The following is a 24,226-nucleotide window of genomic DNA, read 5'->3' as shown; positions in this document are numbered from 1 at the left end:
TGTCACTCCATGCCCCGTATCCGACTCTACATAGATCACCCTCTCGCCGAAGGGCAGACCGTGCCGCTTGCCCCGGAACAGGCCCATTACCTCTTTGCGGTCATGCGGCTCGGAGAGGGGGAGTCCCTGAGGCTGTTCGACGGGCAGACGGGGGAATGGGAGGCGGAAGTCCTGCAGACGGGCCGGCGCGGCAGCCTGCGGGTGCGGGCGCAGACGCAACCGATGGCATGGCCGCCCGATCTGTGGCTTCTGTTCGCCCCCATCAAGAAGGCGCGGACGGACTTCATCGTCGAGAAGGCCACCGAGATGGGCTGCCGCCGCATCCTGCCCGTGCGGACCGACTTCACCAACAGCGAGCGTGTCCGGGCCGACCGGTTACGCCTGCATGCCGTCGAGGCGGCCGAACAATGCGGTGGCGTCTTCGTCCCCGAGGTGGCGGAGATGAGCCCGCTGGCCACGCTGCTGGCGGAATGGGAGGAGGGGCGCCTTCTGTGGTTCTGCGACGAGACTCTTGCAGAGCAGGCTTCTGTCCCCCCGGCGCGGACCGGGCAACCCGGTGCAGTCCTGATCGGGCCGGAGGGGGGGTTTTCCGAGGCCGAACGGACGCGGCTGCGCGCCCTGCCCTTTGCGCGGGCTATCCGGCTTGGCCCCCGCATCCTGCGGGCCGACACGGCCGCGGTCGCCGCACTCACGCTGTGGCAGATGATCGAGGGGGACTGGAGATGAGGATGACCGCACGCCCGGACGGCCGTCCCCCGACGCGGCGAATATGCGGTGCGGCCAGCCATGTCTGAGCCTTCGCCATTCCTGCGCCCTGCGGTGCGCGCCACACTGATGCAGGGTCGGGAGACTCTGGCGGGTCTGGCGCTGATGGGTCTGTCGCTCCGGCTCTGGCACGGCAGTTCCGGGGTCCTGCGCTGGTTTGCCGGGCCGGGGGTTGCGCTTGGGGCGGTGCTGGTCTGGACGGGGGCGCAGCGCTGGCGGCTGCGGGCGCGCCGGGCGGCGGCTGGCGCGGGGCCGGGCGTGGTGCGGGTGGACGAAGGGCGGGTCGAATTCTGGGGGCCTTTCGGCGGCGGCTTCCTGGATCTGGGCGATCTCGCCCGGGTCGATCTCGAAAGCCGGGAGGGACGGGCCGTCTGGTGCCTGCTGGACCGGGAGGGGCGCGAGCTGGCCGTGCCGGTCACCGCCGCCGGGGCCGAGGCGCTGTTCGATGCGCTGCTCGGGCTGCCGGGCATGCGCGCCGGGGAGATGCTGGCTGCACTCGGGCAGGAGGGCCGCGCCGGACCGCCGGCGACACTCTGGCGCGCGCCGGGCGTGGCAGGCCTGCGGCAGTCGATCGCCCGTCCCGACGACGTCTGAACCGCACCCTCGCCTTGGCGCGGCGCGGCCGCTATGCCGCGTCTGCAAAGCCCGCGGAGGACCCGCCCATGCCCATCGACCGCGTGCAGTCGATCGCCGCCCTGAGCATCCTCCTGGGCCTGATCGTCCTCGGTCTGAAATTCCTGGCCTGGTGGCTGACGGGGTCGGTCGCCCTGTATTCCGACGCCCTCGAGAGCGTGGTCAATGTGGTGACGGCGGCGGTGGCGCTGCTGGCGGTGCGCGGTTCGGCCAAGCCTGCCGATGCCGGCCATCCCTGGGGCCACGGCAAGGTGGAATATTTCTCGGCGGTGGCGGTGGGCGTGCTGATCGTCGTCGCCGCACTGCTGATCCTGGGCGAGGCCTGGGCCGCCTTCCGCGCCCCCCGTCCCTTCGAGGCCGACCCGCTGGGGCTTCTGGCCAATGCGCTGGCTGCGGTCCTGAACGGAATCTGGTGCACGATCCTGATCCGGCAGGGACGGCGGTTGCGCTCTCCGGCCCTGATCGCCGACGGAAGGCATCTGCTGACCGACATCCTGTCCTCGGCCGGCGTGCTGGCAGGCGTCCTGCTGGCCGCCGCAACGGGATGGACGCTGCTCGATCCGGCCCTTGCGGCCCTGGTGGCCCTTGTCATCCTCTGGTCCGGCTGGCAGCTCATCCGCGACTCGGTGGGGGGGCTGATGGATGTCGCCGTGCCGGATCCCCTCCTCGCACGCATCCGCGAGGTCATCGCCGCCAATGCCGAGGGCGCGATCGAGGCGCATGACCTGCGCACGCGCCATGCCGGCCCGATGACCTTCGTCGAGTTCCATCTCGTCGTGCCCGGCGGCATGAGCGTCTCGGAGGCGCATGACATCTGCGACCGCCTGGAGCGCAAGATCCGCGAGACCGTCGAGCCCGCCCATATCGCCATCCATGTCGAGCCCGAAGACAAGGCCAAGCATGCCGGCATCGTCGTGCTCTGAAGGCTGGACGCACCCCCTCGGGTGATCCTGCGGCCGTCCCGGCACCGTTCGGGCGGCTCTCGCCCTCCCCGAGGAAGGGACAGGATCGGCCGCCCGTTCCGGACCATCGGCGGGATGGGCCGTCAGGCGATCTCCTCATCGAGTGCACGGCGCATGCGTGCGATTTCTTCACCGATGCGTTCGCCATGGCGCAGCAGGCTGCCCCCGATCAGGTAGCAGACATCCTCGCCGAACATGGCGCGCATCCCTGCTGCGCGGTCCACGCTCATGCCGCCGCCGGGACTGGGCAGGATGGGCCGGCCGGGGCCTGTGGGATCGAGGCAGGACCGGGCAATGGCCCGGCAGTCTTCCTCCGAGAAGCCGAAACGTCCCCCGACATTCGGAAAGACCGAGATGTCGGCCCCCGCCAGGCGCTGGAGCGTGCCATAGAGCACGCCATGGGCGATCCCCGCCGCGGGCGACTGGACGAAGGCGCCGGTGAAGGCCGGATGCGCCATCACCGGCATCTCCAGCGTATCGTCGCCTGCGATCCGGGCCATGAGGCCCCAGCCATGCAGGCCTGGCATGACCAGAAGCCCGTCCACACCCGCCGCCTTCGCGAAGGCGATGGCCTCCTCCGTCCGCTGGCCGGGAAGGACGGCGAAATAGAGCGGGCGCCGCCCGGTTTCGGCCTGCACCGCGGCCAGGGCCGCCGTCACCGCCTCGACCCGGGCGCGAAACGGGGCGGACGGCAGATCGCCGAGGCCGTGATCCTCCTTCACGATGTCGGCCCCGCCCAGCGCGCAGCGCCGTGCGATGGCGGCCAGCGAGGCGGCATCGAGGCCCTGCGGCTTGAGCACGGGCGCGATCAGCCCACCCCGTGGACGACCGCAAAGGCGGCGGATCCCCTCGACCCCGAAGCGCGCCCCCGTCAGGCGGCGGGTCATCTCGGGCCCCGGATCGACCGCCTCGACCCGGATGCCGGTCTGGATCGAGGAATTGCCGAAGACGACATTGAGGAACTGGACGACATCGCGGCCGGCGCTGTCCGGGCTGTAGGAGATCGTCGTGCGGAAGACCCCCTCGCCCGCGGGCTCCAGCGTCTCGATGCGCCCGACGATCTCCTGGGCGATGCGCCCGGGAGGCACGACATCCGGGGGCACCTCGACCGTCTGTTCGTAGGCAATGCCTTCGGCGCGGGCGCGCGCCTCGGCCCGGTCGGCCGCAACCAGGCGATAGGTCACATGAAATCGGGTCACAGGGCCTCTGCCTTCACTGCGGAGTGGACGGCCTCGAGGCGCACGGCGCTCAGATCCTCCTCTCCGATTCCCGTCTCCTGCCCCGTCAGCCGCTCCACCGCGCGCACCAGAGCAAGGGCATCGAGCCCGTAATACCGCATCAGATAGGGGCGGGATCCGCCATGGGCATAGGTGTCCTGCAATCCGAGCCGGACAAGGCGCCGTGCCAGTCCCGCTTCGGCCAGCGCCTCGGCCACCTGGCTGCCCAGCCCCCCGGCAATCAGGTGGTTCTCGAGCGTCACGACCCCGTGGCGCACGCTGGCAGCGTGATCGACGATGCGGGCCGCGTCGAAGGGCTTGTGGGTTGTCAGGTGCAGGTGGCGGACCGAGACCCCGGCCCGGTCGAGCGCGGCGCGGGCTCGCAGGGCCTCCTCGGTGGCGATGCCGGCCGTGACGACCAGCACATCCGTCCCCAGCGCCAGTTCGCGCATCTCGCCGACCCGGAGGGGGGTCTCGAAGAGACGCGGGACCGAACCGCGCAGGATGCGGCAATAGACGGGTCCGTCCACGGAATCGGCCGCAGCGACGATGCTTTCCACCTCGGTGGCGTCGCCGGCCTCCAGCACGGTCATGTTGGGCAGGGTGCGCATCACGGCGACATCCTCGATCGCCTGATGGGTCATGCCGCCGGGGGTCGTGATGCCCGGCAGAAAGCCCATCAGCCGCACCCGCCGGCGCGGATAGGCGACCGAGGCCACAAGCTGGTCATAGGGCCGACGGTAGAGGAAAACCCCGAAGGAGTGCAGGAAGGGCCTGAACCCCGCAAGCCCGAGCCCGCCGGCAAAGCTCATCATGTTCTGCTCTGCCATCCCCAGCGACAGGAAGCGGTCGGGGTGGCGGTCGCGGAAGCCGTCGATCTCGCAGCTCGAGGTCAGGTCGGCGGACAGGCACAGCACCTCGGGATGGCGGAGCGCATGGGCCTCGAAGGCCGCGGCATAGGGACGATCGACCATCTCCATGTCAGTGTTCCCCCAGATCGACGGGCGGAATGCCCAGTTCGGCGGCGATGGCCTCGTTCATCTCCTGCCGCTCCTCGGGCGATCTGAAGCGGACATAGTGGAGGCGCGGAAAGCGGCGACGCAGGAACTCCATGCCCTGCGTGGGCGAGGAATGGGCCAGCACGATCAGGGGGCGTCCCTCATGCGGGGTGGCGGCGGCCTCGCGCAGGGCCGGGATGTCATGGGCATCGCATTCGGCCACGACAGCCCCGAAGGCGCGCAGCTTGGCCGCGATATCGCCCACGGCCATGACATCGTCCATGGCCCCGTCGCATTGCTGGCGGTTGACGTCCATCAGCGCCCAGAGATTGTCGATGCGGTGATGGACCGCGGCCTGCACGGCCTCCCAGATCTGGCCTTCTTGCACCTCGCCGTCCGACATGAAGACGCAGACGCGGCCCGTCTCGCCCTTGCGCTTGCGTCCCCAGGCCAGCCCGGCGGCCGTGGACAGGCCGATGCCCAGCGTGCCGTTGTGAACCTCCATGCCTGGCGAATGTTCCGCGCCGATCATCTCGACCGAGGAGCCGTCCTTGTTGAACTGTTCCAGTCCCTCGGGCGCCATGCGGCCCGTCTCGATCAGGCAGGCATAGGCCACGAGGGCATAATGGGCCGGCGCGATGAAGAGCCGGTCATATTCGGGCGCGGCGGGACCGTTGTAGCCGGCCCCCGTCACATAGTCCGGATTCGCCGCCGAGGGCACCCCCGCAAAGGGCGGCGGCACCATCGGCCGCGTGGAGGGGCCGAGCGTCAGCGCCTCGTTGTAGAGGAAGGCGAACTGCTCGGCCGCCGAACAGGCCTGGCTCAGATAGCCGCCATTGTTGCGGATGGAATGTTCGAACACCCGTCGGCGGATGCCGCGCGCGATCTCCTCGGTCGATTTCTCGTTTCGCATGGTCCCTCCGTCGGGGAAAGGACGGGGGAGGCACCGCCCGCCGCCCCCGCCCCGATCTTCGTCACTGGGGCGCCGAAGGCAGCGGCATCCAGTCCGGCGCGGCGACATCGGCATGGGCGAAGGCGGGCACGCGTTCGGCCAGCTCCTCCATGTTGGTGATGTCCTGCTCGTTCAGCATCGCCTGGGTGATCAGCGTCGGGGGCACGATCACCTGATGGCCCGGATCCTCGCCCGCCATCAGCATGGCAAGCGCCCGCACCGAAACCTCGCCCACCACGGCCGGATTGGTCGCGGCGGTGGCCTTCCAGGCCGAACCGGGCTCACGCATCGCGGCGATGTCGGCGGTGGAGATGTCGGCCGAATAGATCGAGACCTGACCGGACAGCCCCGCTTCGTCCACGGCGATCTTCACGCCCTTGGCGAATTCGTCATAGGGGGCGAAGACGACCTGGATGCCGGGATTGGCCGAAAGGACCGAGCGGGCCTGGTTGGCGACCGAGTTGGCGATGGGGTTGTCGAGCGTGCCGAAGACGGCGACCTCCTCGATGCCCGGATAGCGGGCCTTGAACTCTTCCCAGGTCTCGTTGCGGCGATCGAGCGGGGCGATGCCGGGCACATAGACATAGGCGGCGGTCCAGGACTCGCCGTTGTCGGCGATCGCCTGCTCGAGCGCGAGACGGGCGAGGTCGCGGTCGGACTGTTCGATCTGCGGGATCGCCTCGTTCTGCACATCGACGTCGAAGGCGACGACCGGGATGCCGGCGTCCACCGCGCGCTGGGCGGCCTCCTGCATCGATTCGGTCAGGCCGTGCTGGATGATGATCCCGTCCACGCCCAGCGCGATGGCCTGGTCCACCATGTCCGCCTGGAGCGCGGCATCCTGCCGGCTGTCGAAGACGCGCAGCCCGATGCCGAGTGCTGCCGCCTGCCGCTCCACCCCTGCCAGATAGGCCTGGAAGAAATCGCCGGTGGACAGGTAGCGCACCAGGGCAATCTCGACATCGGCGGGATTGTCGAAGGGCGCGGGGCGGTCCTGCGCGGCGGCAAGGCCCGGCCACAGCGCCGCGCCGGCCAGCAGCGCGGCAAGGCTTCGTCTGGTGATCATCGCGTGTCCTCCCTTGTGATGATCGGCATCCGTCAGGCGCGCGCCCCGGCCCTGCGGCCGGTGAGCGCGAAGGTGAAGACAAGGGCCACGACCAGCACCGCGCCCTTGACGAAGTCCTGCGTGTAATAGGGGGCGTTCAGCATCGTCAGCCCCTGGAGGAGGATGCCGACGAAGAGGGCGCCGATGGCAGTCCCGAAGGCATTGGGCCGCGAGGCGCCAAGCACCGCATAGCCAATCAGAGCCGCGGCAACCGAATCCAGCAGCAGGTTGTTACCGGAGGCCACATCGCCACGCCCCAGTCTGGCGGCGAGCAGGATCCCCCCGACCGAGGCCAGGACACCCGACAGGACATAGGCCAGCACCCGGTAGCGGTCGACATCGACCCCCGCCAGGGCGGCCGCCTGCGCGTTGGATCCGGTCGCATACATCAACCGCCCGTGGCGTGTCAGCTCGAGGAAGACCCAGACGAGGACCGCGATGGCCACGAGGAACACCACCGAGAGGGGCACGAGGTCCCACAGCCGGTGCCGCCCGAGGGCGAGGAAGGCGGCCGAGAAGGTGCCCTGCGCCGTGCCGCCGCCCGGCAGCGCCATTCCGGTGGCGATGGAGTTGCCCTCGGTCGGGATGCGCTGGAGGCCGACGAGAACGAACATCATCCCCAGCGTGGCGAGCAGGTCCGGCACGCGCATCCGCACGATCAGGAAGCCGTTCAGCAGACCGACCCCGGCCCCATCAGCAGGCAGAGCAGCACGGCCGCGACCGCCCCCATCTCCCAGACCACCATGACATAGGCCGACAGCATCAGGGCCGAGGTGGCGACCGCCCCGATCGACAGGTCGAAACCGCCCACGACCAGCGTGCAGGTCACGCCGAGCGCCAGGATGCCGGTGATCGCCACCGACTGGAGGATGAACACGGCGCTCGCGGTCGAAAGGAAATTCGGCGCCATGAGGCCGAAGACCACCACCAGACCGGCCATCAGGACCAGAAAGCCGTAACGGATGGCAAGCTCACGAACGGTCATGCGGGATGCCCCTGCTGGATCCCGGTCACCTGGCGCATCACCAGGCCGAGATCGAGATTCTCGTTCCGATGTTCGCCCGTCAGGGCATGATCGCTCAGCACCAGGATGCGGTCGGCAACCTCCACGGCCTCGTCGATTTCGGCCACGAGGACGAGGGTGGCGCGGTCACGGGTTGTCGCCCGGATGCGCGCGCCGATATCGCGGCGGGCCTGGATGTCCACGCCCTGGAACGGTTCGTCGAGGACGAGCACGCGCGCGGCCTCGGCCATCCAGCGGCCCACGGCCACCTTCTGCTGATTGCCGCCCGAGAGGGTCAGGACGGAGTCGCGGACCCCCCGGCAGACGATCCCCATCTCGCGCACCATGCGCGCGGCCATGCCGGCCTCGGAGCGGCGGCTGACGAAGGGGCCGCGGGAATGGCGCCGCAGGAAGGGCAGCGAGAGATTGCGTGCAATGTCGAAGGCCGGAACGATCACATTCGCCCGCCGGTCGCGGGGGACCAGGAACACCCCCTGCCCCATGGCCTCGCGCGGGGAGAAGGGCGCATAGGGCCGCCCGTCGAGCGTCATGCGGCCGGAGGCAGGACGCGCAAGCCCGAACAGCACGGCCGCCAGCGCGCCCTTGCCCGCCCCCACGAGACCCGTCACCGCCACCACCTCGCCCGCACGCAGATCGAGATCGAAGGGCCGCGCACCCGGCCGCAGCGCGATGCCGCGCAGGGACAGGATGGGTGCGCCCGGTGCGGGGATCCTCAGGGCCGCTTCGGCGAGGTCGTGCCCCAGCATCGCGCGCACGGCCCCCGTCGTGTCGAGTGGACGATCCTCGAACAGGCCGGTGATGACCCCCGTCGCGCATCGCCGCGATGCGGTCGGCGATGCGGCGGATGTCGGACATGCGGTGCGAGATGTAGAGCAGGGCCACCCCCCGCTCGCGCAGCCTGTCGATCAGGGCGAAGAGCCGCTCGGCCTCGGCCGCCGAAAGGGAGGACGTCGGCTCGTCGAGGATCAGCAGGCGCGGCGCATGGGCCATGGCGCGGGCGATGGCAACCAGCTGACGGTCGGCAAGCGACAGATCCGCCACAGGGCGCGCAAGATCCACATCGAGCCCGACGGCCTGTGCGATCCCAGCTGCCTCGGCGCGCATGCGCCGCCGCGAGACGACGCTGACCGTGCCATCGGCAATGCGGTCAAGAAGCAGATTGGCCGCCACGTCGAGATCGGGCACGACGCCGTCGTCGATGGTCTGATGGACGGTCACCACACCGGCGCGCAGCGCTTCACGCGGGGACGCGGGGGCGAAGATCCGCCCCCCCAGCGTCACCGTCCCCGCATCCGCCTCATGGACCCCGCAGAGCACCTTGACGAGCGTGGACTTGCCCGCCCCGTTCGCCCCCATCAGCACGGTGACGGCCCCGGCCGGCAGATCGAGATCGATGCCGCGCAGGACCTGATTGGGGCCGAAGGCCTTCCTGAGCCCGCTGATGCGGATCGCCGCTCCGTCCACCGGATCCTCCCTCTCCAGCGGCAGGGCACCCGATTGCTCGCCAAAAGTCAATGCACTTTGACAAAAGTCGAGTTTGACCGGATGATCCCGCCGCGGTTCCTCTTCGGGCCGCGCCGGAAAAGGGAGGGGAGGGATGGAAGAGAGGCCCTATGAGGCCCTGACGGTGGAGACGCTGGCGCGGCGGCTCGGGGATCTGCCGGCGCTGCGCGACCGGATCGGCGACCCGGCGGGCTGGCGCGTGCGCGAGGTGGGCGATGGCAACCTCAATCTCGTCTTCATCGTCGAGGGGGATCGGGGCGGACTGGTGGTCAAGCAGGCACTTCCCTATGTCCGCCTCGTGGGGGAAAGCTGGCCACTGCCGCTGCGGCGCTCCTTCTTCGAGTATCACGCCCTCAGGCGTCAGCAGGCGCGCGACCCCGGATCGGTGCCGGATGTCCTTCATTTCGACGAAGGTCAGGCCCTGGTCGTCATGGAATATCTCGACGGTCACATCATCCTGCGCCGCGCCCTGATTGCGGGCACGCGCCATGCCGGCTTGGGAGAGCGGCTCGGGCTGTTCTGCGCGCGCACGCTGTTCCGCGGCTCGGATCTCCATCTGCCGGCGGCCGAACGCAAGGCGGATCTGGCGCTGTTCGCGGGCAATGTCGATCTTTGCGCGATCACCGAGGCGCTGGTCTTCACCGAACCCTATTTCGCGGCCCCGATGAACCGTCACACGCCGGGGCTGGATCCGATCGCGGCCGAGCTGCGCGCCGATGCCGCCCTCAAGCTTGCGGCGCAGCGGCTCAAGACCGCCTTTGCCGCCCGGGCCGAGACGCTGCTGCATGGCGATCTGCATACCGGATCCGTCATGGTGCGCGGGGATCAAGTCCGCATCATCGACCCCGAATTCGCGGTCTACGGTCCGATGGGCTTCGACATCGGCATGCTGATTGCCAATTTCCTGATGGCCCATTGCGCCCAACCCGGCCATGGCCGGGACCGCGCCGATTACCAGGCGTGGATCCTCTCTGTCATCCGCGCCATCTGGACGAGCTTTGCCGCTGAATTCGCCCGCCTCTGGCGCACGGAGCGGACGGGGATGCTCTTCCCCCGCACGCTGTTCGAGGATCAGGGCCAGAGCTGGGCGGCGGATGCGGCCTGTTCAGGATGGCTCGGGCAGGTCTGGCGGGATACGCTGGGCTTTGCCGGTCTGGAATGCCATCGCCGGATCCTGGGCCTGGCCCACAACGCCGACTTCGAGAGCATCGCGGACGAGGGGCTGCGCGCCGCCTGCGAAGCGAAGGCCCTCGTGCTCGGGCGGACGCTGCTGCTGGGACAGGACGACATCGCGGGGATCGATGCGCTCATCGACCTCGCCAGGGACATTGCCGAAAGGGACTGGCTATGAAGATCGGGGGCAAGCCCTACCGCTCCATCTGGCGCGAGGCGGACGGCTCGCGCTGGGGCCTCGTCAAGGTCATCGACCAGCGCTGGCTGCCGCATGAGCTGCGCATCGAGGCCCTGCGCGACCGCGCGACCTTCGCCACGGCGATCCGCGACATGTGGGTGCGCGGCGCCCCCCTGATCGGCGCGACGGCCGCCTACGGGATGGCCGTGCAGATGGCCGAGGATCCCTCCGATGCCTCGCTCGACGAGACTTGGGAGCTGCTGCACGCCACCCGTCCCACGGCGATCAACCTGCGCTGGGCCCTGGATGATCTGCGCGACCGCCTGCGCCCCCTGCCGGAGGCGGAACGCGCCGCCGCGGCCTATGCGCGCGCCGACGCCATCTGCGAGGAGGATGTGGAGATCAACCGCCGCATCGGCGAGCACGGCCTGCGCCTGATCCGCGAGATCGCCGCGCGCAAGCCCCCGGGCGAGCCGGTGCGGATCCTGACCCATTGCAATGCCGGCTGGCCGGCAACCGTGGACTGGGGCACGGCCACCGCCCCCATCTACCAGGCCGTCGAGGCCGGCATCCCCGTCCATGTCTTCGTGGATGAGACGCGCCCCCGCAATCAGGGGGCCCAGCTCACCGCATGGGAGCTGAACAGCCACGGGATCCCCCATGATCTCATCGTGGACAATGCCGGCGGGCATCTGATGCAGCATGGGCTAGTGGACATCGTGATCGTCGGCACGGACCGCACCACCGCCAACGGCGATGTCTGCAACAAGATCGGCACCTATCTCAAGGCGCTGGCCGCCCGCGCCAACAATGTGCCCTTCTACGTCGCCCTTCCCTCTCCCACGATCGACTGGACGGTTCGGGACGGGTTGAAGGAGATCCCCATCGAGGAACGCCCGGCCGCAGAGGTCACGCATGTGCAGGGCCGCGATGCCGAAGGACGGATCGTGACCGTCCAGATCTCCCCGGACGGCACGGGGGCACGCAACCCGGCCTTCGATGTCACGCCGGCCCATCTCGTGACCGGCCTCATCACCGAACGCGGCATCTGCGCGGCCAGTGCCGAAGCCCTGGCCGCGATGTTCCCGGAGCGGGCCGGCGCCAGCCAGCGCTGACCCGCCACCGGCGCGGCCTGTCGGCCCCCGCGGAAACCGCACACTCGTCAAACGGGATCCCGATCACCCGGACGGGCGGGGGAATCGACAGGCCGCATCCTTCGTTCTAACCCTTCGGGACGTCAGATCCTGTCAGGGATTGCCGATGCCCTTTGCCAAGGCGCTTGATCTGTTGCGTCTCGCCAACATGGCGGCCGCACGGCACATGGGCGTGTCCCTGCCCGAGATCGAAGCCGAATTCGGCGTGAACCGGCGCACGGCCCAGCGGATGACAAGGGCGCTCGAAACCGTCTTTCCGGACATCGAGATCCTGACGGACGAGGACCGCCGCCGCCGCTGGCGGTTGCGCACCGATTCGCGGCTTCTGCACCGGCATGTCCTGCGCGACAGCGAGCTGGCGGCGCTGGAGATGGCCATCCAGCGCGCCGGGCGCGACGGGGCGACTCATGATGTTGCGGCCCTCTCCAGCCTGCGGGACCGTCTGCTGGGGACGATGCCCGCCCCCGCTGCCCGCCGGGCCGAGGCCGATGCCGAAGCCCTGCTCGAGGCGCAAGGCTGGGCCTGCCGCCCCGGTCCGGTGGCCCGTCATGACCCCGGCCTTCTGCCCCTGATCGCCGAGGCGCTGAAGGCCCCCCATGTCATGACCATCCGCTACCGCACCCCCGATGATGCCCAGCCCCGCATCAGGCGCATCGAGCCCCATGGCGTGCTCTTCGGCGTCCGCCGCTATCTCGTGGCCCGCGATACGGCGGCCCGAGACGGGCGGCTGCGGCATTTCCGGCTGGACCGGATCGAGGAGGCCCGGATCGAGGCCGAGCGCTTTGTCCGCGACCCCGCCTTCCGGATCGAGGAGCACGCCGCCCGCGCCTTCGGCTCCTGGCACGACCCGGCCGAATACGGCCCCGTGGTCTGGCGCTTCGCCCCGGAGGCGGCGGAGACAGCGCGCGAGTTCCTCTTCCATCCCCATCAGCAGACGACCGACGAAGCGGACGGGTCGCTGACCGTCCGTTTCACCGCCGGCGGCTGGCTGGAAATGGCCTGGCACCTCTACCAATGGGGCGACGCGGTCGAGGTGCTGGAGCCCGAACCCCTGCGGCGGCTGGTCGAGGGGTATCGGCGGCGCGATCTGCCGGCTCTGCCCTGATCCGCCTGTCAGGAGGACAGGAGCGCCGCGGCGATGCTGGCGCCGGTCACCAGATGGGTGACATAGCCGCCGCGGATCGCCGCATGCGTGGCCGCGACCTTGTCATGCCCGGGCGTCACGAGGATGCCCATCTCCAACCCCACCAGCCGTTCCAGCGGAATGCCGATCATCCGGTTCTCCACGGGGTCGTGGATCGGCTGGCCGGCCGCATCCACGAAGCGCCCGCAGATCACCCCGACCGCCCCCCGCGCCGTCATCCGGGCCAGATCCTCCCGCGTGGCCAGGCCCGAAAGCACCACATGGCTGTCCGGACGCACCGTGCCCACCGAGAACAGCAGCTTGTTGACCGACCCCAGCTGATCGAGCTGGGCGCGCAGGATGGGCTCCTCCCGCAGCGCCGCAGCCAGATCGGCCCGGCTCAGGATCGCCGGCGCATGAAGGTTGATGCATCGGGCCCCCAGCTGCTGGGCCAGCAGTGTCGAACAGGCCTCGGCCGTGAAGCCGTAGGGCGTAGCCATGGACCCCATGAGCTGGAGCACCGTGAGATCCTCGATGCGATGGGGCTCGAGTGCCTCGGCCAGATCATGGACCGTGCGCCCCCAGGCCACACCCAGCCGGTCGCCCGGCCCGAGCAGCGAAGGCAACCAGTCCGCACCCCCCGGACCACGCGGCGGAAGCGTTCCTCCTCTTCCAGGCCCTCGTCGGGGACGACCCAGGCGGCCTCGAGCCCGAATCGCTCGCAAAGGGCGATGGCCAGCGCATGATCCCGGAAGGCAGCCTCGTCCAGGCTCACGCGGATCAGGCCACGGGCGCGCGCTTCCTGCAGATGATTCACCACGGTGGCCCGCGACAGCCCCAGCCGGTCGGCGATGGCCTGCTGGTTCAGGCCGTCATGATAATAGAGCCAGGCCACCTCCAGGGTGAGATCGCCCGCTCCCCGTCCGCCGGCCCGCCGCCCCATCGCCATGACACCCGTCCTGTCATTTGTCAGACGTTATTGACTTTTGTCGAAGATCACCATCAGGTCAAATGGCTCACGCGACGAAAGGCCCTTCCATGTTCGCAAATCTGTGGCAAGAGGACGAGGCCCGCGCCTTGGCCGAGGCTGCCGGCCCCGATCCGGACGCCCGGGCCCTGGCCCTGCGGGTCTACTCGGCGCGCCTGATCGGGCGGATCCCCGACCTCGTGATGCACGGGGGAGGCAACAGCTCGATCAAGCTGCGCGCCCGCGACGTCTTCGGCGAGATGGTCGAGGTGCTTCATGTCAAGGGGTCGGGGGCCGATCTGGCGACCATCACGCCGGCGGGCCTGCCTGCCGTCCGTCTCGACCCCCTGCGCCGGCTTCGGGCCCTGCCCGCGCTGTCGGACGAAGACATGGTGAATGTCCAGCGCTCCAGCCTGCTCGACAGCGCCGCGCCGAACCCGTCGGTCGAGACGCTCCTTCATGCCTGGCTGCCCGATGCCGTGGTGGACCATACCCATGCGACACCCTTCCTGGTGCTGGCCAACCTTCCCGATGCCGCGGAGATCTGCCACGAGATCTTCGGCCCGCGCCTTGCCGTGGTGCCCTACATCATGCCGGGCTTCGCGCTGGCCAAGGCGGCTGCTTCGGTCCGCGACGCCCATCCCGAGGCCGAGGGGCTGTTGCTGCTCAACCATGGCCATTTCACCTGGGGCGCGACGCCGAAGGAGTCCTATGATCGTCTGATCGCGCAGACGAATGCCGTCGAGGCCTGGCTTGCGCGGCGGCGTCCTGCACCGCGCCCCCCCGCCGCCCCCCCGCATGGCGTCGCCGGAGGCTGCGCCGCTGCTGGCAGGGCTGCGCGGTGCGCTCGCCTCTGTCCTGCCGGAGGGGGCTGCCGGCCCCGTCCTCGCCCTGCGCGACAGCGAAGGCACGCGCGCCGCGCTCGAACGGGCGGATGCGGCTGATCTGGACCGGCGCGGCGTGGCAACCCCCGATCACGTGATCCGCACCAAGGCGCATCCGCTGCATCTCGATCGGGCCACGCTGTCGGCCGGACCAGAGCGTCTGCGTGCGGCCGTGGAGGCCTTCGCCGCCGACTACCGGGCCTATTTCGCCCGTCAGGCCCCGCGCGCCGCCGGGCCGCGAACCATGCTGAGCCCGATGCCCGGTCTCGTCTGGGCCGAGGGGCTGGGGCTCGTCGGGGTGGGGGCCACCGCCGCGGCCGCCCGCATCGCCGCCGATCTGGGCGAACAGACGCTGCGCGTCATGGCCGATGGCGAGGCGGCCGGCGGCTTCCGTCCCATCGGCGAGGCCGACCTGTTCGACATGGAATACTGGTCGCTCGAGCAGGCCAAGCTGGGCAAGGGGACAAGGCCGCCCCTGCAGGGGCGCATCGTCCTGATCACCGGGGCGGGAGGCGCCATCGGACGGGCCTGCGCGCGGGCCTTCGCGGCGCGGGGCGCCGCCCTGTTCCTGACCGATCGCGATGCCGGCGCCCTTGAGGCGGCCCTTGCCGAGATCGGCCACGATCATGGAGCCCTTGCCTGCGATCTGACCGCACCGGGGTCCGCAGCCCGCATCCTGCAGGCTTGCGCATGCCGCTTCGGAGGGCTCGACATCCTGCTTTCGAATGCCGGGGCGGCCTGGCAGGGCGACATGGCGACCTTGCCCGAGGCCACGCTGCGCGAAAGTTTCGAACTCAATTTCTTTGCCCATCAGGCCCTGGCACAGGCGGCCATCGCGCTGTTCCGCGCCGAGGCAGCCGGACGCGGCGCGCGCAGCGCCCCTCAGATCCTCTTCAACCTCTCCAAGCAGGCGGTCAATCCCGGCCGCGGCTTTGGCCCCTATGGCCTGCCCAAGGCAGCAAGCTTCTTCCTTCTGCGGCAGCTCGCACTCGAGCTGGGGCAGGAAGGGATCCGCGTCAACGGTGTCAATGCCGACCGGATCCGTTCGGGCCTGCTTGATGAGGCGCTCATCGCCGACCGCGCCCGGGCGCGCGGCACGACACCCGATCGCTACATGGCCGGCAATCTCCTGGAACGGGAGGTGGAGGCCCATCATGTCGCCGAGGCTTTTGTCGCGCTGGCCCTGTCCGAACGGACGACGGGGCATGTCATGACCGTGGACGGCGGCAACATCGAGGCCGCGCTCCGCTGAGACGGACAGGGGGCGATGACAAGAAATTGACCGATTCTCTGAATCGTCTGTCAATTCCTTGACTCAAATCCGCCCCCGCCTCCCGGCCGCCCTTCGTCCGCCGGCCCATCCCTCTATGCTGACCGGAACGACGGTCCCTGCGCGGGGATGGCTGGACAAACCGGCCCCGACATCCGCAGGAAGACCTGCGCCCGCAAGAGGCGCTGGTTGGGAGGAGGAGAAATCATGCTCGACCGGGAGCAGGACCGCGCCAAGAACGGGCAGGGGGTAGCGGAGCGGATGCCGCGCATCGACGCTGCAGCGCATCGGCGCGCCTATGAGGCATCACTCGCCGATCCCGATGCCTTCTGGCGCGAGCAGAGCCACCGCATCGACTGGGTGCGCCGCCCGACGCGCATCAAGAACACGTCCTTCGCGCCAGGCCACATCTCGATCCGCTGGTTCGAGGACGGTACGCTGAATGTCGCGGCCAACTGCATCGACCGCCATGCCGCCCGCCATGGCGAACGCACCGCCATCATCTGGGAGCCGGACGATCCGGCCGAGCCGGTCCGCCGCATCAGCTATGCCGAGCTGCTCGAGCAGGTCTGCCGCATGGCCGGGGTGCTTCGGCAGCACGGAGTCGGAAAGGGAGACCGCGTCGTCATCTACATGCCGATGATCCCGGAAGCGGCCTATGCCATGCTGGCCTGCGCCCGGATCGGCGCCATCCATTCCGTCGTCTTCGGCGGCTTCTCGCCCGATGCGCTGGCCAACCGCATCACGGACTGCGACGCCCGGGTCGTCATCACCGCCGATACCGGGCCGCGCGGAGGCCGGAAGACCCCGCTCAAGCAGAATGTGGATGCGGCGCTGGCGCAGATCACGCAGGACATGAAGGTCATGGTGGTGCGCCGCACAGGCGACCCGGTTCCCTGGACGCAGGGGCGCGACATCGACCTTCTGGCCGAGATGGAACAGCAGCCCCCCCTATTGCCTCTATGCCGAGATGGGGGCCGAGGATCCGCTCTTCATCCTCTACACCTCGGGATCCACCGGCAAGCCCAAGGGGGTGGTCCATACCTCCGGGGGCTATCTCGTCTATGCCTCGCTCACGCATGAGGTCTGCTTCGACTGCCGGCCCGGAGACATCTGGTGGTGCACGGCCGATGTGGGCTGGATCACCGGGCACAGCTACATCGTCTATGGGCCGCTGGCCAACGGCTCCACCGTCCTGATGTTCGAGGGCATCCCGACATGGCCCGATCCGGGCCGCTTCTGGGCCGTGGTCGAGAAGCACAGGGTCACGCATTTCCATACCGCGCCGACCGCGATCCGCGCCCTGATGGCCCAGGGCAGGGAATGGGTGGAGAAGCATGACCTGTCCAGCCTCCGATGCCTCGGCACCGTGGGCGAGCCGATCAATCCCGAGGCCTGGAACTGGTACAGCCAGACCGTCGGCAAGGGACGGCTGCCGGTGATCGATGCCTATTGGCAGACCGAAACAGGCGGCCATCTGATCTGCCCGCTGCCCGGAGCCCAGCCGCTCAAGCCCGGTTCGGCCACGCTGCCCTTCTGGGGTGTGCGCCCGGTGATGCTCGACGCCACGACCGGCCAGCCGGTCGAGGGCCCGGGCGAGGGGGTCCTGTGCATCGCTGACAGCTGGCCGGGCCAGATGCGCACCGTCTGGGGCAATCACAAGCGCTTCGAGGACACCTATTTCTCGCAGTATCCGGGTCTGTATTTCACCGGCGACGGCTGCCGGCGTGACGAAGACGGCTATTACTGGATCACCGGGCGCGTGGACGATGTGCTCAATGTCTCGGGCCATCGCCTCGGCACGGCCGAGATCGAGAGCGCGCTGGTGGCCCATGAAAGCGTGGCCGAAGCCGCGGTCGTGGGCTACCCCCATCCGATCAAGGGACAGGGCATCTATGCCTATGTCACGCTGATGAAAGGGGTGGAACCCAGCGAGGCGCTCTCGGCCGAGCTGAGCGAATGGGTCCGCCAGCAGATCGGGCCGATCGCCCGTCCCGACATGATCCAGTTCGCACCGGGCCTGCCCAAGACCCGGTCGGGCAAGATCATGCGCCGCATCCTGCGCAAGATTGCCGAGAACGATTTCGGCAGCCTGGGGGATACCTCGACGCTCGCCGATCCGTCGGTGGTCGAGGATCTCATCGCCAACCGCAGGACCGGCGGCTGAGGGTCGGCAGGCCGCAGGGCGATGGGGGCCGGGGCCGGATGCGGGTCGGCCCCGCACATCCCGGGCAGAAGGAGGACCGCCCCGGGGTGCGGCGCAAGGAAAGGAGAGGCCCAGGAACGGTTCCGGGCGTCCCTTTCCGGCAGGGCGGGCCCGTCCGACCACGGGATCCGCCCCGACCGAGTGGCGACAGTGGGAGGAGGACATGTCACATCCAAGCAGCACATCGCCGGCGCGCCCGATCACGGCCCGACCGGCACAAGAATACTGGAGCGCGAATCTGCGCATCATCGGCATCTGCCTGGCCATCTGGGCGCTGGTGTCCTTCGGCTTCGGCATCCTGCTGCGGCCGTTGCTGGCGGGCATTGCCGTGGGCGGCACCGATCTGGGCTTCTGGTTCGCCCAGCAGGGATCGATCATCACCTTCGTGGCGCTGATCTTCTTCTATGCCTGGCGGATGAACCGTCTGGACCGTGAATTCGGCGTGGACGAGGAGCAGAGCTGATCCGATGTCCCAATATGCCCTGAACCTTCTTGTCGTCGGCGCAAGCTTTGCCCTCTATATCGGTATCGCCCTCTGGGCACGCGCCGGCTCCACATCGGAGTTCTATGCCGCCAATCGCGGCGTGAGCCCGGTCATGAACGGCATGGCCACCGCGGCGGACTGGATGTCGGCGGCCTCCTTCATCTCCATGGCGGGCCTGATCGCCACGGTAGGCTACGTCAACTCCTCCTACCTGATGGGGTGGACAGGCGGCTATGTGCTGCTCGCGCTGCTGCTTGCGCCCTATCTGCGCAAGTTTGGCAAATACACGGTCCCCGATTTCATCGGCGACCGGTTCTACTCCTCGGGCGCGCGGCTCGTGGCAGTGCTGTGCCTCATCATCATCTCGGTCACCTATGTGATCGGACAGATGACCGGTGCAGGCGTCGCCTTCTCGCGCTTCCTCGAGGTGGATGTCACCACAGGCCTGCTGATCGGCGCGGCGGTGGTGTTCGTCTATGCCGTGCTCGGCGGCATGAAGGGGATCACCTACACGCAGGTGGCGCAGTACATCGCGCTGATCGTCGCCTATACGATCCCGGCGATCTTCATCTCGCTCCAGCTCACCGGCAATCCGGTCCCCCCGCTCGGCCTGTTCTCCGAACACACGGCCTCGGGGCAGCCGCTGCTCGACCGGCTCGACCAGGTGGTGACGGATCTCGGCTTCGGCGCCTATACGGGCATGTCGGGTTCCACGCTCAACATGGTGCTCTTCACGCTCTCGCTGATGATCGGTACGGCGGGCCTGCCGCATGTCATCATCCGCTTCTTCACCGTGCCCAAGGTGTCGGACGCGCGCCTTTCGGCGGGCTGGGCGCTGGTCTTCATCGCCCTGCTCTACCTCACGGCCCCGGCCGTGGGCGCCATGGCGCGGCTCAACCTGCTCTCGACCATCTATCCCGAAGGACCGCAGGCGGCAGCGCTGCTCCATGAGGAGCGGCCCAACTGGATGCGGACATGGGAAGCCACCGGTCTGCTGAGTTGGGAAGACAAGAACGGCGACGGACGCATCCAGCTCTACAACGACCGCAACGCCGCCTTCGCCGAAACGGCCGCCGAACGCGGCTGGAACGGCAACGAACTCACGGTGAACAACGACATCATCGTGCTCGCCAATCCGGAGATCGCCAATCTGCCGGGCTGGGTGGTCGCCCTGATCGCCGCCGGCGGCCTCGCCGCGGCGCTGTCCACCGCCGCGGGCCTGCTGCTCGCCATCTCCTCGGCGATCAGCCATGACCTGATCAAGCGCACGATCAACCCCGGCATTTCCGAGAAGGGCGAACTGCTCGCCGCCCGGATCGCGATGGCATTGGCGATCATCGTGGCGACATGGCTCGGCATCAATCCGCCCGGCTTTGCCGCGCAGGTGGTCGCGCTGGCCTTCGGACTGGCAGCGGCCACGCTGTTCCCGGCGCTGATGATGGGGATCTTCTCCAAGCGGATCACCAGCGAGGGGGCGATCGCCGGGATGCTGGCGGGCCTCGTCTTCACCTGCCTCTATATCTTCACCTATCTGGGCTGGTTCTTCATCCCCGGCACCAACTGGCTGGAAAACACCCCCGAGAACCACATCTTCGGCATTGCGCCGACAGCGATCGGCTCGGTCGGGGCCTTGCTGAACTTCGCCGTGGCCTATGGGGTCTCGGCCGTCACCAAGGCGCCCCCTGCGGATGTGCAGGACATGGTGGAGAGCATCCGCATCCCCCGCGGGGCACAGGCCGCCGCGCCGATGCACTGATCGCCCCGGCGATCCCCTTCGGCGGCGCGCCCGCGCGGCGCGCCGCTTCCCTGTTGCGAGAGGGAACAGGCCATGCTCCTGGACTTTGTCGCCACCGTCTCGGCCGGGCTGGGGCTTGCCGGGCTCGTGATGATCGCCCGATGGCTGCTGCGCGGGCGCCTGCCCGGCTGGCTTGTCCCGGCAGCGGCAGGGGCCGGCATGCTCGCCTTCGCCATCTGGAACGAATACACGTGGTTTCCGCGCACGGCGGCCGCGCTGCCCCCCGGTGTCACCGTCGCCCGCACGGTGGAGGAGAGCGCCCTCTGGCGCCCTTGGACCTATTGGCATCCCATCGTGACGCGCTTCTCGGCCGTGGACCTGCGCACGGCGCGCACCAATCCCGAGGCGCCAGGGCAGGTGCTGGCGACGGTGCTCCTGATCGCCCGCTGGCAACCCCGCAGCGCGGTGCCCGTTTTGTTCGACTGCGACAGCGCCCGACAGGCCCCGCTGCTCGGCCCCGATCCCTTCGCCGAGCCGATCCCCTGGGAGGCGGTCCCCCCCGACGACGACGTGCTGCGCGCGGCCTGTGTCGCGCTCGACTGAAGGCCGGCTCAGCGGTTCATGTCGGGCAGCAGGCCCTGGTGGCGCCGCATCGCCTCCACCGCCTGGCCGAAGGTGGTGATGCCTGCGGCCTCGAGGATCGGCAGCAGCCGCAGCAGCACCTCGGCCGTCACCATGGCATCGCCCAGGGCCCTGTGCCGCAGCGCCGGATCGATCGGCACGCCCAGCCTTTCGGCGATCGCGTCGAGCGTATGCGGGACACCGGGGCCATAGACCGCTGCCGACAGCAGCACCGTGTCGAGCACGCCATGGCCGAGTTCCAGACCGGCCGCCCGCGCGTGGCGGCGCAGGAAGGCGAGGTCGAAGGGCGCGTTATGCGCCACCAGGACGGCCCCTTCGGCAAAGCGGCAGAAGTCCCGCACCGCCTCCTGCGGGTCGGGCGCGCCCGCGACCGCCGCATCGTCGATCCCGTGGATGCGGGTCGAGGCGGGCGGGATCGGGCGGCCCGGATCGACCAGCGTCTCGAACCGTTCGCCCTCGACGCGCCGCCCGTTGATGATGCGCACGGCGCCGATCTGCACGATCTCGTCGCTCTCGGGGGACAGGCCCGTCGTCTCGGTGTCGAAGACGACGCAAGGAAGACGGGCCAGCGGCATGGCCGCGATGTCCTGCGCCATCTCTTCCTCGCGCAGCAGATCGAAGTCGAAGACCAGCGGGCGCTCTGACACGGTCTCCCCGTCGGTCTCCATCGCGAGCAGAAGCCCCCCCTCGCGGCCGATGGGCCGCAGCCGCGTCCGCAGGCGCCGCCGCCCGTCCGCCGTGGGCAGCTCGGCATCGGTGAAGCGCGACCCCGCCGCCAGCACCCGCCGCGCCGCCTCGATGGCGGGGCCGGCGAAGTAGTCGGTCACGGGCCGACCGAGGCCCAGCGGCGCGACGTCGCCGAGGAGGTCCACGCTCTGGCGGTCATAGAGCAGCACGCGCCCGTCCGGGCCCAGGGCCATGATCCCCACCGGAATCGCCGACAGGATCGCCGAGAGCTGCGCACGTTCCTCGGTCAGGCGTGCCGTAGCCTCCTCCGCGATCCGTCCGGCCTCGTCCCGCGCCGCCGCAAGGCGCGCGCAGAGCGCCGCCGCCGCGGGGCCGATCTCGCCCAGCCCTTCGCCCTGCCCCGGATCGAGCGGTGTGTCCACCGTCCCATGCGCCCGCGCGCGCATCTCGGCCGCAAGCAGAACCAGCGGGCGCACCACGCGATCCTCGAACCGCAGGGCCAGGATCGCACCCAGGGCCAGGGTGCCGAAACCGGCCACGGCCGCGACGATGACGAGCGGCTCGAGAGGCATCCCCTCGGGCCGCCGGGCGGCAGCGATCCACAGACCTGCCACGGCGCTCGCGGCTCCGCCCGCGGCGAGCAGCAGGAGCGGCCCGAGCAGGCGCAGGCGCAGGGCGTGGCGGGACGGGGGCCGGCCCGGCGCCGGATCGGGGGATGGAGCGGTCATGGCCTTCTTCCCCGGCTTTTCACGGCAGGCGCCTTCCCTGCGCCACGGCGCCCTGCATCCGGCGGACGATGAGGAAGGCTTCCCGCAGATGATTGCGCTCGAACTCGGAAAGCGTCGCGGGATCGAGGAAATTGTCAGGGCGCGTCCCTTCGCGGAGCTGCCGCGCCTGATGGGCCAGCCGTGCATCGGCGATGGTGTCGTAGGCATCGATCAGGTCGCGCCCGCCTGCTTCGCTGATCACGCCCGCCGCCATCGCCGCGGCAAGGCGCGCGCGTGTGTTGACCGTCGCAATCCGCCCCTGCAAGGCATAGACGCGGCCCAGATCCACGACAGGGATCACCCCGCTCAGCTTCATGTCGATGGTGTTGCGATGCTCGCCCGTCCGCAGGGTAACCAGCCCGCGCAGCAGCCCCAGGGGCGGGCTGTGCTTGAGCGCATTGGCGACCATATGCGCCACGAAGATCGAGTTGCGCGATGCCGCCTCGAGGGTCTCGGCCTGAAGCCCTTCATGAAGCGACAGCTCTCCGCCGATGGGGCGCAGGTCGAACATCACCGAGGCAAGCATCTGCGCCTCGGGGTCGGGGCGTTCGATCCAGGTCCGGAAGTAGCGCCGCCAGACCCGCAGCGGCTGACGCCAGCGCGGATTGGTGGCCATCATCCCGCCGGGGCAGAAGACATAGCCGCAGCGATCCAACCCCGTGCAGACGAAGCGGGCCAGCGCCGCGAAATAGGCCTCATGGTCCGGCTGCGCCGCATCATCGATGATCAGACAGTTGTCCTGGTCTGAAATGCCGGTCTGCTCGCGCCGGCCCTGGCTGCCGCAGGCAAGCCACAGGAAGGGGACGGGGGGCGGCCCCAGCTCGGCCCGGGCCAGGACCAGAAGACGGCGTGTCACCGCATCGGCCACATCGGTGAGAAGGCGCGTCACCACGTCATGCCGGTCGCCTGCCCCGGCGAGCCGCGCCAGCATGGCCGGCAGCCGCGCCGTCACGGCGGCCAGCGCCTCCGCATCCGGCGCCCGCGCGGCATCCCCCTCCAGATCGGCAGAACTTTCGGCGTGGAACCGCGTGAGATCGGTCCGGGTCACGATTCCCTCGAGGCCCTTCGGGCCGAGGATCGGCAGATGCCCGATGCCGCGTTCGACCATGAGATGCAGGACATCCGACCCGATGGCATCGGGGGGCAGGGTCACCGGATCGGGCGTCATCGCCAGCGCCACCGGACCCTGCGGGTCCAGACCGCCGGCCAGCACGCGCCGGGCCAGATCCCGCAGCGTCACGATGCCCAGCAGCCGCCCCTCTTCGGCCACGAGCAGCGAACCGATCCCCGTTCCCCCATGAGGCGTGCCGCCTCGGCGATCGGGGCAGCGGGGCCGATGGCGAGGGGATCGCGGCTCATCAGCTCGGACACGGGCGTCTCGGCCAGGCTGCGGGGCCGTGCCGCGCGGCGGCGCCAGCCGGCGGCCGCCCCTTCGAAATGCGCGCGCAGATCCGCATCGGATTCCACCAGAGCGAGGAAGCGGCCCGCAGGCAGGACGAGCACGGCGCCATCCTCGACCGCGGTGGCCCGCGTCGGCGCATAGCCATCGGCCAGCAGGCCGCGTTCCCCGAAGCTGCCCCCCGGTCCCACAAGCGCCAGCGGCGTGCCGTCCGGATCGCTGACCCGCACGAGGCCCGATCGGACCACATAGAGCCCGTCCAGTCTGTCACCGGGGGCAAAGAGCGTGTCGCCTGCGCGCATCGCACGCCTCTCGAACAGGGGGGCGATCAGGGCGCGTTCGGAATCCGGCCGCCCGGACCATGGGGGCACCGTGGCCAGGAATGCTTCGTCCTCCAT

Annotated in this window: 20 protein-coding genes and 4 pseudogenes; 12 read left to right on the top strand and 12 right to left on the bottom strand. The window is 69.6% G+C overall.

All coding sequences use genetic code 11. The annotated features are described in order from the left end of the window. Positions 1-9 precede the first annotated feature (9 nt). From RUTHE_RS12735 to RUTHE_RS12725, 3 genes are all read left to right on the top strand, one after another. Positions 10-726 carry a 16S rRNA (uracil(1498)-N(3))-methyltransferase gene (locus RUTHE_RS12735; protein ID WP_021098858.1) on the top strand — a complete coding sequence of 239 codons (717 nt, stop codon included), beginning with the start codon at positions 10-12 and terminating at the stop codon, positions 724-726. Positions 727-786: 60 nt separating this feature from the next. Next, on the top strand, positions 787-1,359 hold the full coding sequence (locus tag RUTHE_RS12730; protein WP_021098857.1) for a hypothetical protein: 573 nt from the start codon (positions 787-789) through the stop codon (positions 1,357-1,359). 74 nt (positions 1,360-1,433) lie between these two features. Further along, positions 1,434-2,321: a cation diffusion facilitator family transporter gene (locus RUTHE_RS12725; RefSeq protein WP_144079679.1), complete on the top strand. Its 888-nt coding sequence runs from the start codon at positions 1,434-1,436 to the stop codon at positions 2,319-2,321. Between the two features lie 122 nt (positions 2,322-2,443). Here the strand turns inward: RUTHE_RS12725 and RUTHE_RS12720 are convergent, their stop codons facing one another. The 8 genes and pseudogenes from RUTHE_RS12720 to RUTHE_RS17710 all read right to left on the bottom strand — a co-directional run. Next, positions 2,444-3,559 (bottom strand): RuBisCO large subunit C-terminal-like domain-containing protein, encoded by a 1,116-nt coding sequence (locus RUTHE_RS12720; protein WP_021098855.1) that lies wholly within the window; start codon positions 3,557-3,559, stop codon positions 2,444-2,446. Continuing rightward, positions 3,556-4,557 carry a transketolase family protein gene (locus RUTHE_RS12715; RefSeq protein ID WP_021098854.1) on the bottom strand — a complete coding sequence of 334 codons (1,002 nt, stop codon included), beginning with the start codon at positions 4,555-4,557 and terminating at the stop codon, positions 3,556-3,558. Before RUTHE_RS12715 ends, RUTHE_RS12720 begins: the two co-directional genes overlap by 4 nt. A 1-nt stretch (position 4,558) precedes the next feature. Beyond that, positions 4,559-5,488: a transketolase gene (locus tag RUTHE_RS12710; protein ID WP_021098853.1), complete on the bottom strand. Its 930-nt coding sequence runs from the start codon at positions 5,486-5,488 to the stop codon at positions 4,559-4,561. A 61-nt stretch (positions 5,489-5,549) separates the two neighbouring features. Beyond that, positions 5,550-6,593, bottom strand: a complete 1,044-nt coding sequence (locus tag RUTHE_RS12705; RefSeq protein WP_021098852.1) for a substrate-binding domain-containing protein — start codon at positions 6,591-6,593, stop codon at positions 5,550-5,552. A gap of 32 nt (positions 6,594-6,625) precedes the next feature. Next, a complete protein-coding gene (locus RUTHE_RS12700; protein WP_245542239.1) occupies positions 6,626-7,276 on the bottom strand; it encodes an ABC transporter permease in 651 nt (216 codons plus the stop codon). Positions 7,277-7,302: 26 nt separating this feature from the next. Beyond that, complete coding sequence (locus tag RUTHE_RS17720; protein ID WP_021098850.1) at positions 7,303-7,617, bottom strand: hypothetical protein; 315 nt, start codon at positions 7,615-7,617, stop codon at positions 7,303-7,305. Then, positions 7,614-8,402 (bottom strand): ATP-binding cassette domain-containing protein, encoded by a 789-nt coding sequence (locus tag RUTHE_RS17715; protein ID WP_021098849.1) that lies wholly within the window; start codon positions 8,400-8,402, stop codon positions 7,614-7,616. Before RUTHE_RS17715 ends, RUTHE_RS17720 begins: the two co-directional genes overlap by 4 nt. A gap of 259 nt (positions 8,403-8,661) precedes the next feature. Continuing rightward, a pseudogene (locus RUTHE_RS17710) lies at positions 8,662-9,012 on the bottom strand (ATP-binding cassette domain-containing protein); the annotation flags it as partial. A 241-nt stretch (positions 9,013-9,253) separates the two neighbouring features. Between RUTHE_RS17710 and mtnK the strand changes: the two are divergent. From mtnK to RUTHE_RS12680, 3 genes are all read left to right on the top strand, one after another. Continuing rightward, the gene (gene mtnK, locus RUTHE_RS12690) at positions 9,254-10,510 is read left to right on the top strand and encodes an S-methyl-5-thioribose kinase (RefSeq protein ID WP_021098847.1); all 1,257 of its coding nucleotides are present in this window, start codon (positions 9,254-9,256) and stop codon (positions 10,508-10,510) included. Beyond that, the gene (gene mtnA, locus RUTHE_RS12685; protein ID WP_021098846.1) at positions 10,507-11,625 is read left to right on the top strand and encodes an S-methyl-5-thioribose-1-phosphate isomerase; all 1,119 of its coding nucleotides are present in this window, start codon (positions 10,507-10,509) and stop codon (positions 11,623-11,625) included. The genes mtnK and mtnA overlap by 4 nt, the downstream gene beginning before the upstream one ends. Positions 11,626-11,770: 145 nt before the next feature. Then, positions 11,771-12,769 (top strand): helix-turn-helix transcriptional regulator, encoded by a 999-nt coding sequence (locus RUTHE_RS12680; RefSeq protein WP_021098845.1) that lies wholly within the window; start codon positions 11,771-11,773, stop codon positions 12,767-12,769. Positions 12,770-12,777: 8 nt separating this feature from the next. Here RUTHE_RS12680 and RUTHE_RS12675 read toward each other — a convergent pair whose 3' ends face one another. Both RUTHE_RS12675 and RUTHE_RS17705 read right to left on the bottom strand, forming a co-directional pair. Then, entirely contained in the window at positions 12,778-13,413 is a 636-nt protein-coding gene (locus tag RUTHE_RS12675; protein ID WP_021098844.1) for a sugar-binding transcriptional regulator, read from the bottom strand. Positions 13,414-13,610: 197 nt separating this feature from the next. Further along, positions 13,611-13,730: pseudogene (locus RUTHE_RS17705) on the bottom strand (sugar-binding transcriptional regulator); the annotation flags it as partial. A gap of 95 nt (positions 13,731-13,825) precedes the next feature. Between RUTHE_RS17705 and RUTHE_RS17700 the strand changes: the two are divergent. The 6 genes and pseudogenes from RUTHE_RS17700 to RUTHE_RS12650 all read left to right on the top strand — a co-directional run bounded on the left by RUTHE_RS17700 (position 13,826) and on the right by RUTHE_RS12650 (position 20,936). After that, positions 13,826-14,698, top strand: coding sequence for a class II aldolase/adducin family protein (locus RUTHE_RS17700; protein WP_021098843.1), 873 nt, complete (start codon positions 13,826-13,828; stop codon positions 14,696-14,698). 184 nt (positions 14,699-14,882) lie between these two features. Further along, complete coding sequence (locus RUTHE_RS17695) at positions 14,883-15,890, top strand: SDR family oxidoreductase (RefSeq protein WP_342662253.1); 1,008 nt, start codon at positions 14,883-14,885, stop codon at positions 15,888-15,890. Positions 15,891-16,169: 279 nt separating this feature from the next. Beyond that, positions 16,170-18,075 (top strand): annotated as a pseudogene (acs, locus tag RUTHE_RS12665) (acetate--CoA ligase). A 202-nt stretch (positions 18,076-18,277) separates the two neighbouring features. Continuing rightward, positions 18,278-18,577 (top strand): DUF4212 domain-containing protein, encoded by a 300-nt coding sequence (locus tag RUTHE_RS12660; protein WP_021098839.1) that lies wholly within the window; start codon positions 18,278-18,280, stop codon positions 18,575-18,577. A 4-nt stretch (positions 18,578-18,581) separates the two neighbouring features. Next, the gene (locus tag RUTHE_RS12655; RefSeq protein ID WP_021098838.1) at positions 18,582-20,354 is read left to right on the top strand and encodes a sodium:solute symporter family protein; all 1,773 of its coding nucleotides are present in this window, start codon (positions 18,582-18,584) and stop codon (positions 20,352-20,354) included. Between the two features lie 72 nt (positions 20,355-20,426). Beyond that, positions 20,427-20,936: a hypothetical protein gene (locus RUTHE_RS12650; protein ID WP_021098837.1), complete on the top strand. Its 510-nt coding sequence runs from the start codon at positions 20,427-20,429 to the stop codon at positions 20,934-20,936. Positions 20,937-20,944: 8 nt separating this feature from the next. Here the strand turns inward: RUTHE_RS12650 and RUTHE_RS12645 are convergent, their stop codons facing one another. Together RUTHE_RS12645 and RUTHE_RS12640 are read right to left on the bottom strand one after the other, a co-directional pair. Next, complete coding sequence (locus RUTHE_RS12645) at positions 20,945-22,390, bottom strand: 3'-5' exonuclease (protein ID WP_021098836.1); 1,446 nt, start codon at positions 22,388-22,390, stop codon at positions 20,945-20,947. Positions 22,391-22,409: 19 nt separating this feature from the next. After that, positions 22,410-24,226 (bottom strand): annotated as a pseudogene (locus tag RUTHE_RS12640) (DUF294 nucleotidyltransferase-like domain-containing protein).

The organism is Rubellimicrobium thermophilum DSM 16684 (genome assembly GCF_000442315.1).
Lineage (GTDB): Bacteria > Pseudomonadota > Alphaproteobacteria > Rhodobacterales > Rhodobacteraceae > Rubellimicrobium > Rubellimicrobium thermophilum.
The sequence above is the reverse complement of the archived record's forward strand: the minus strand, read 5'-3'. Positions and strand labels throughout refer to the sequence as shown.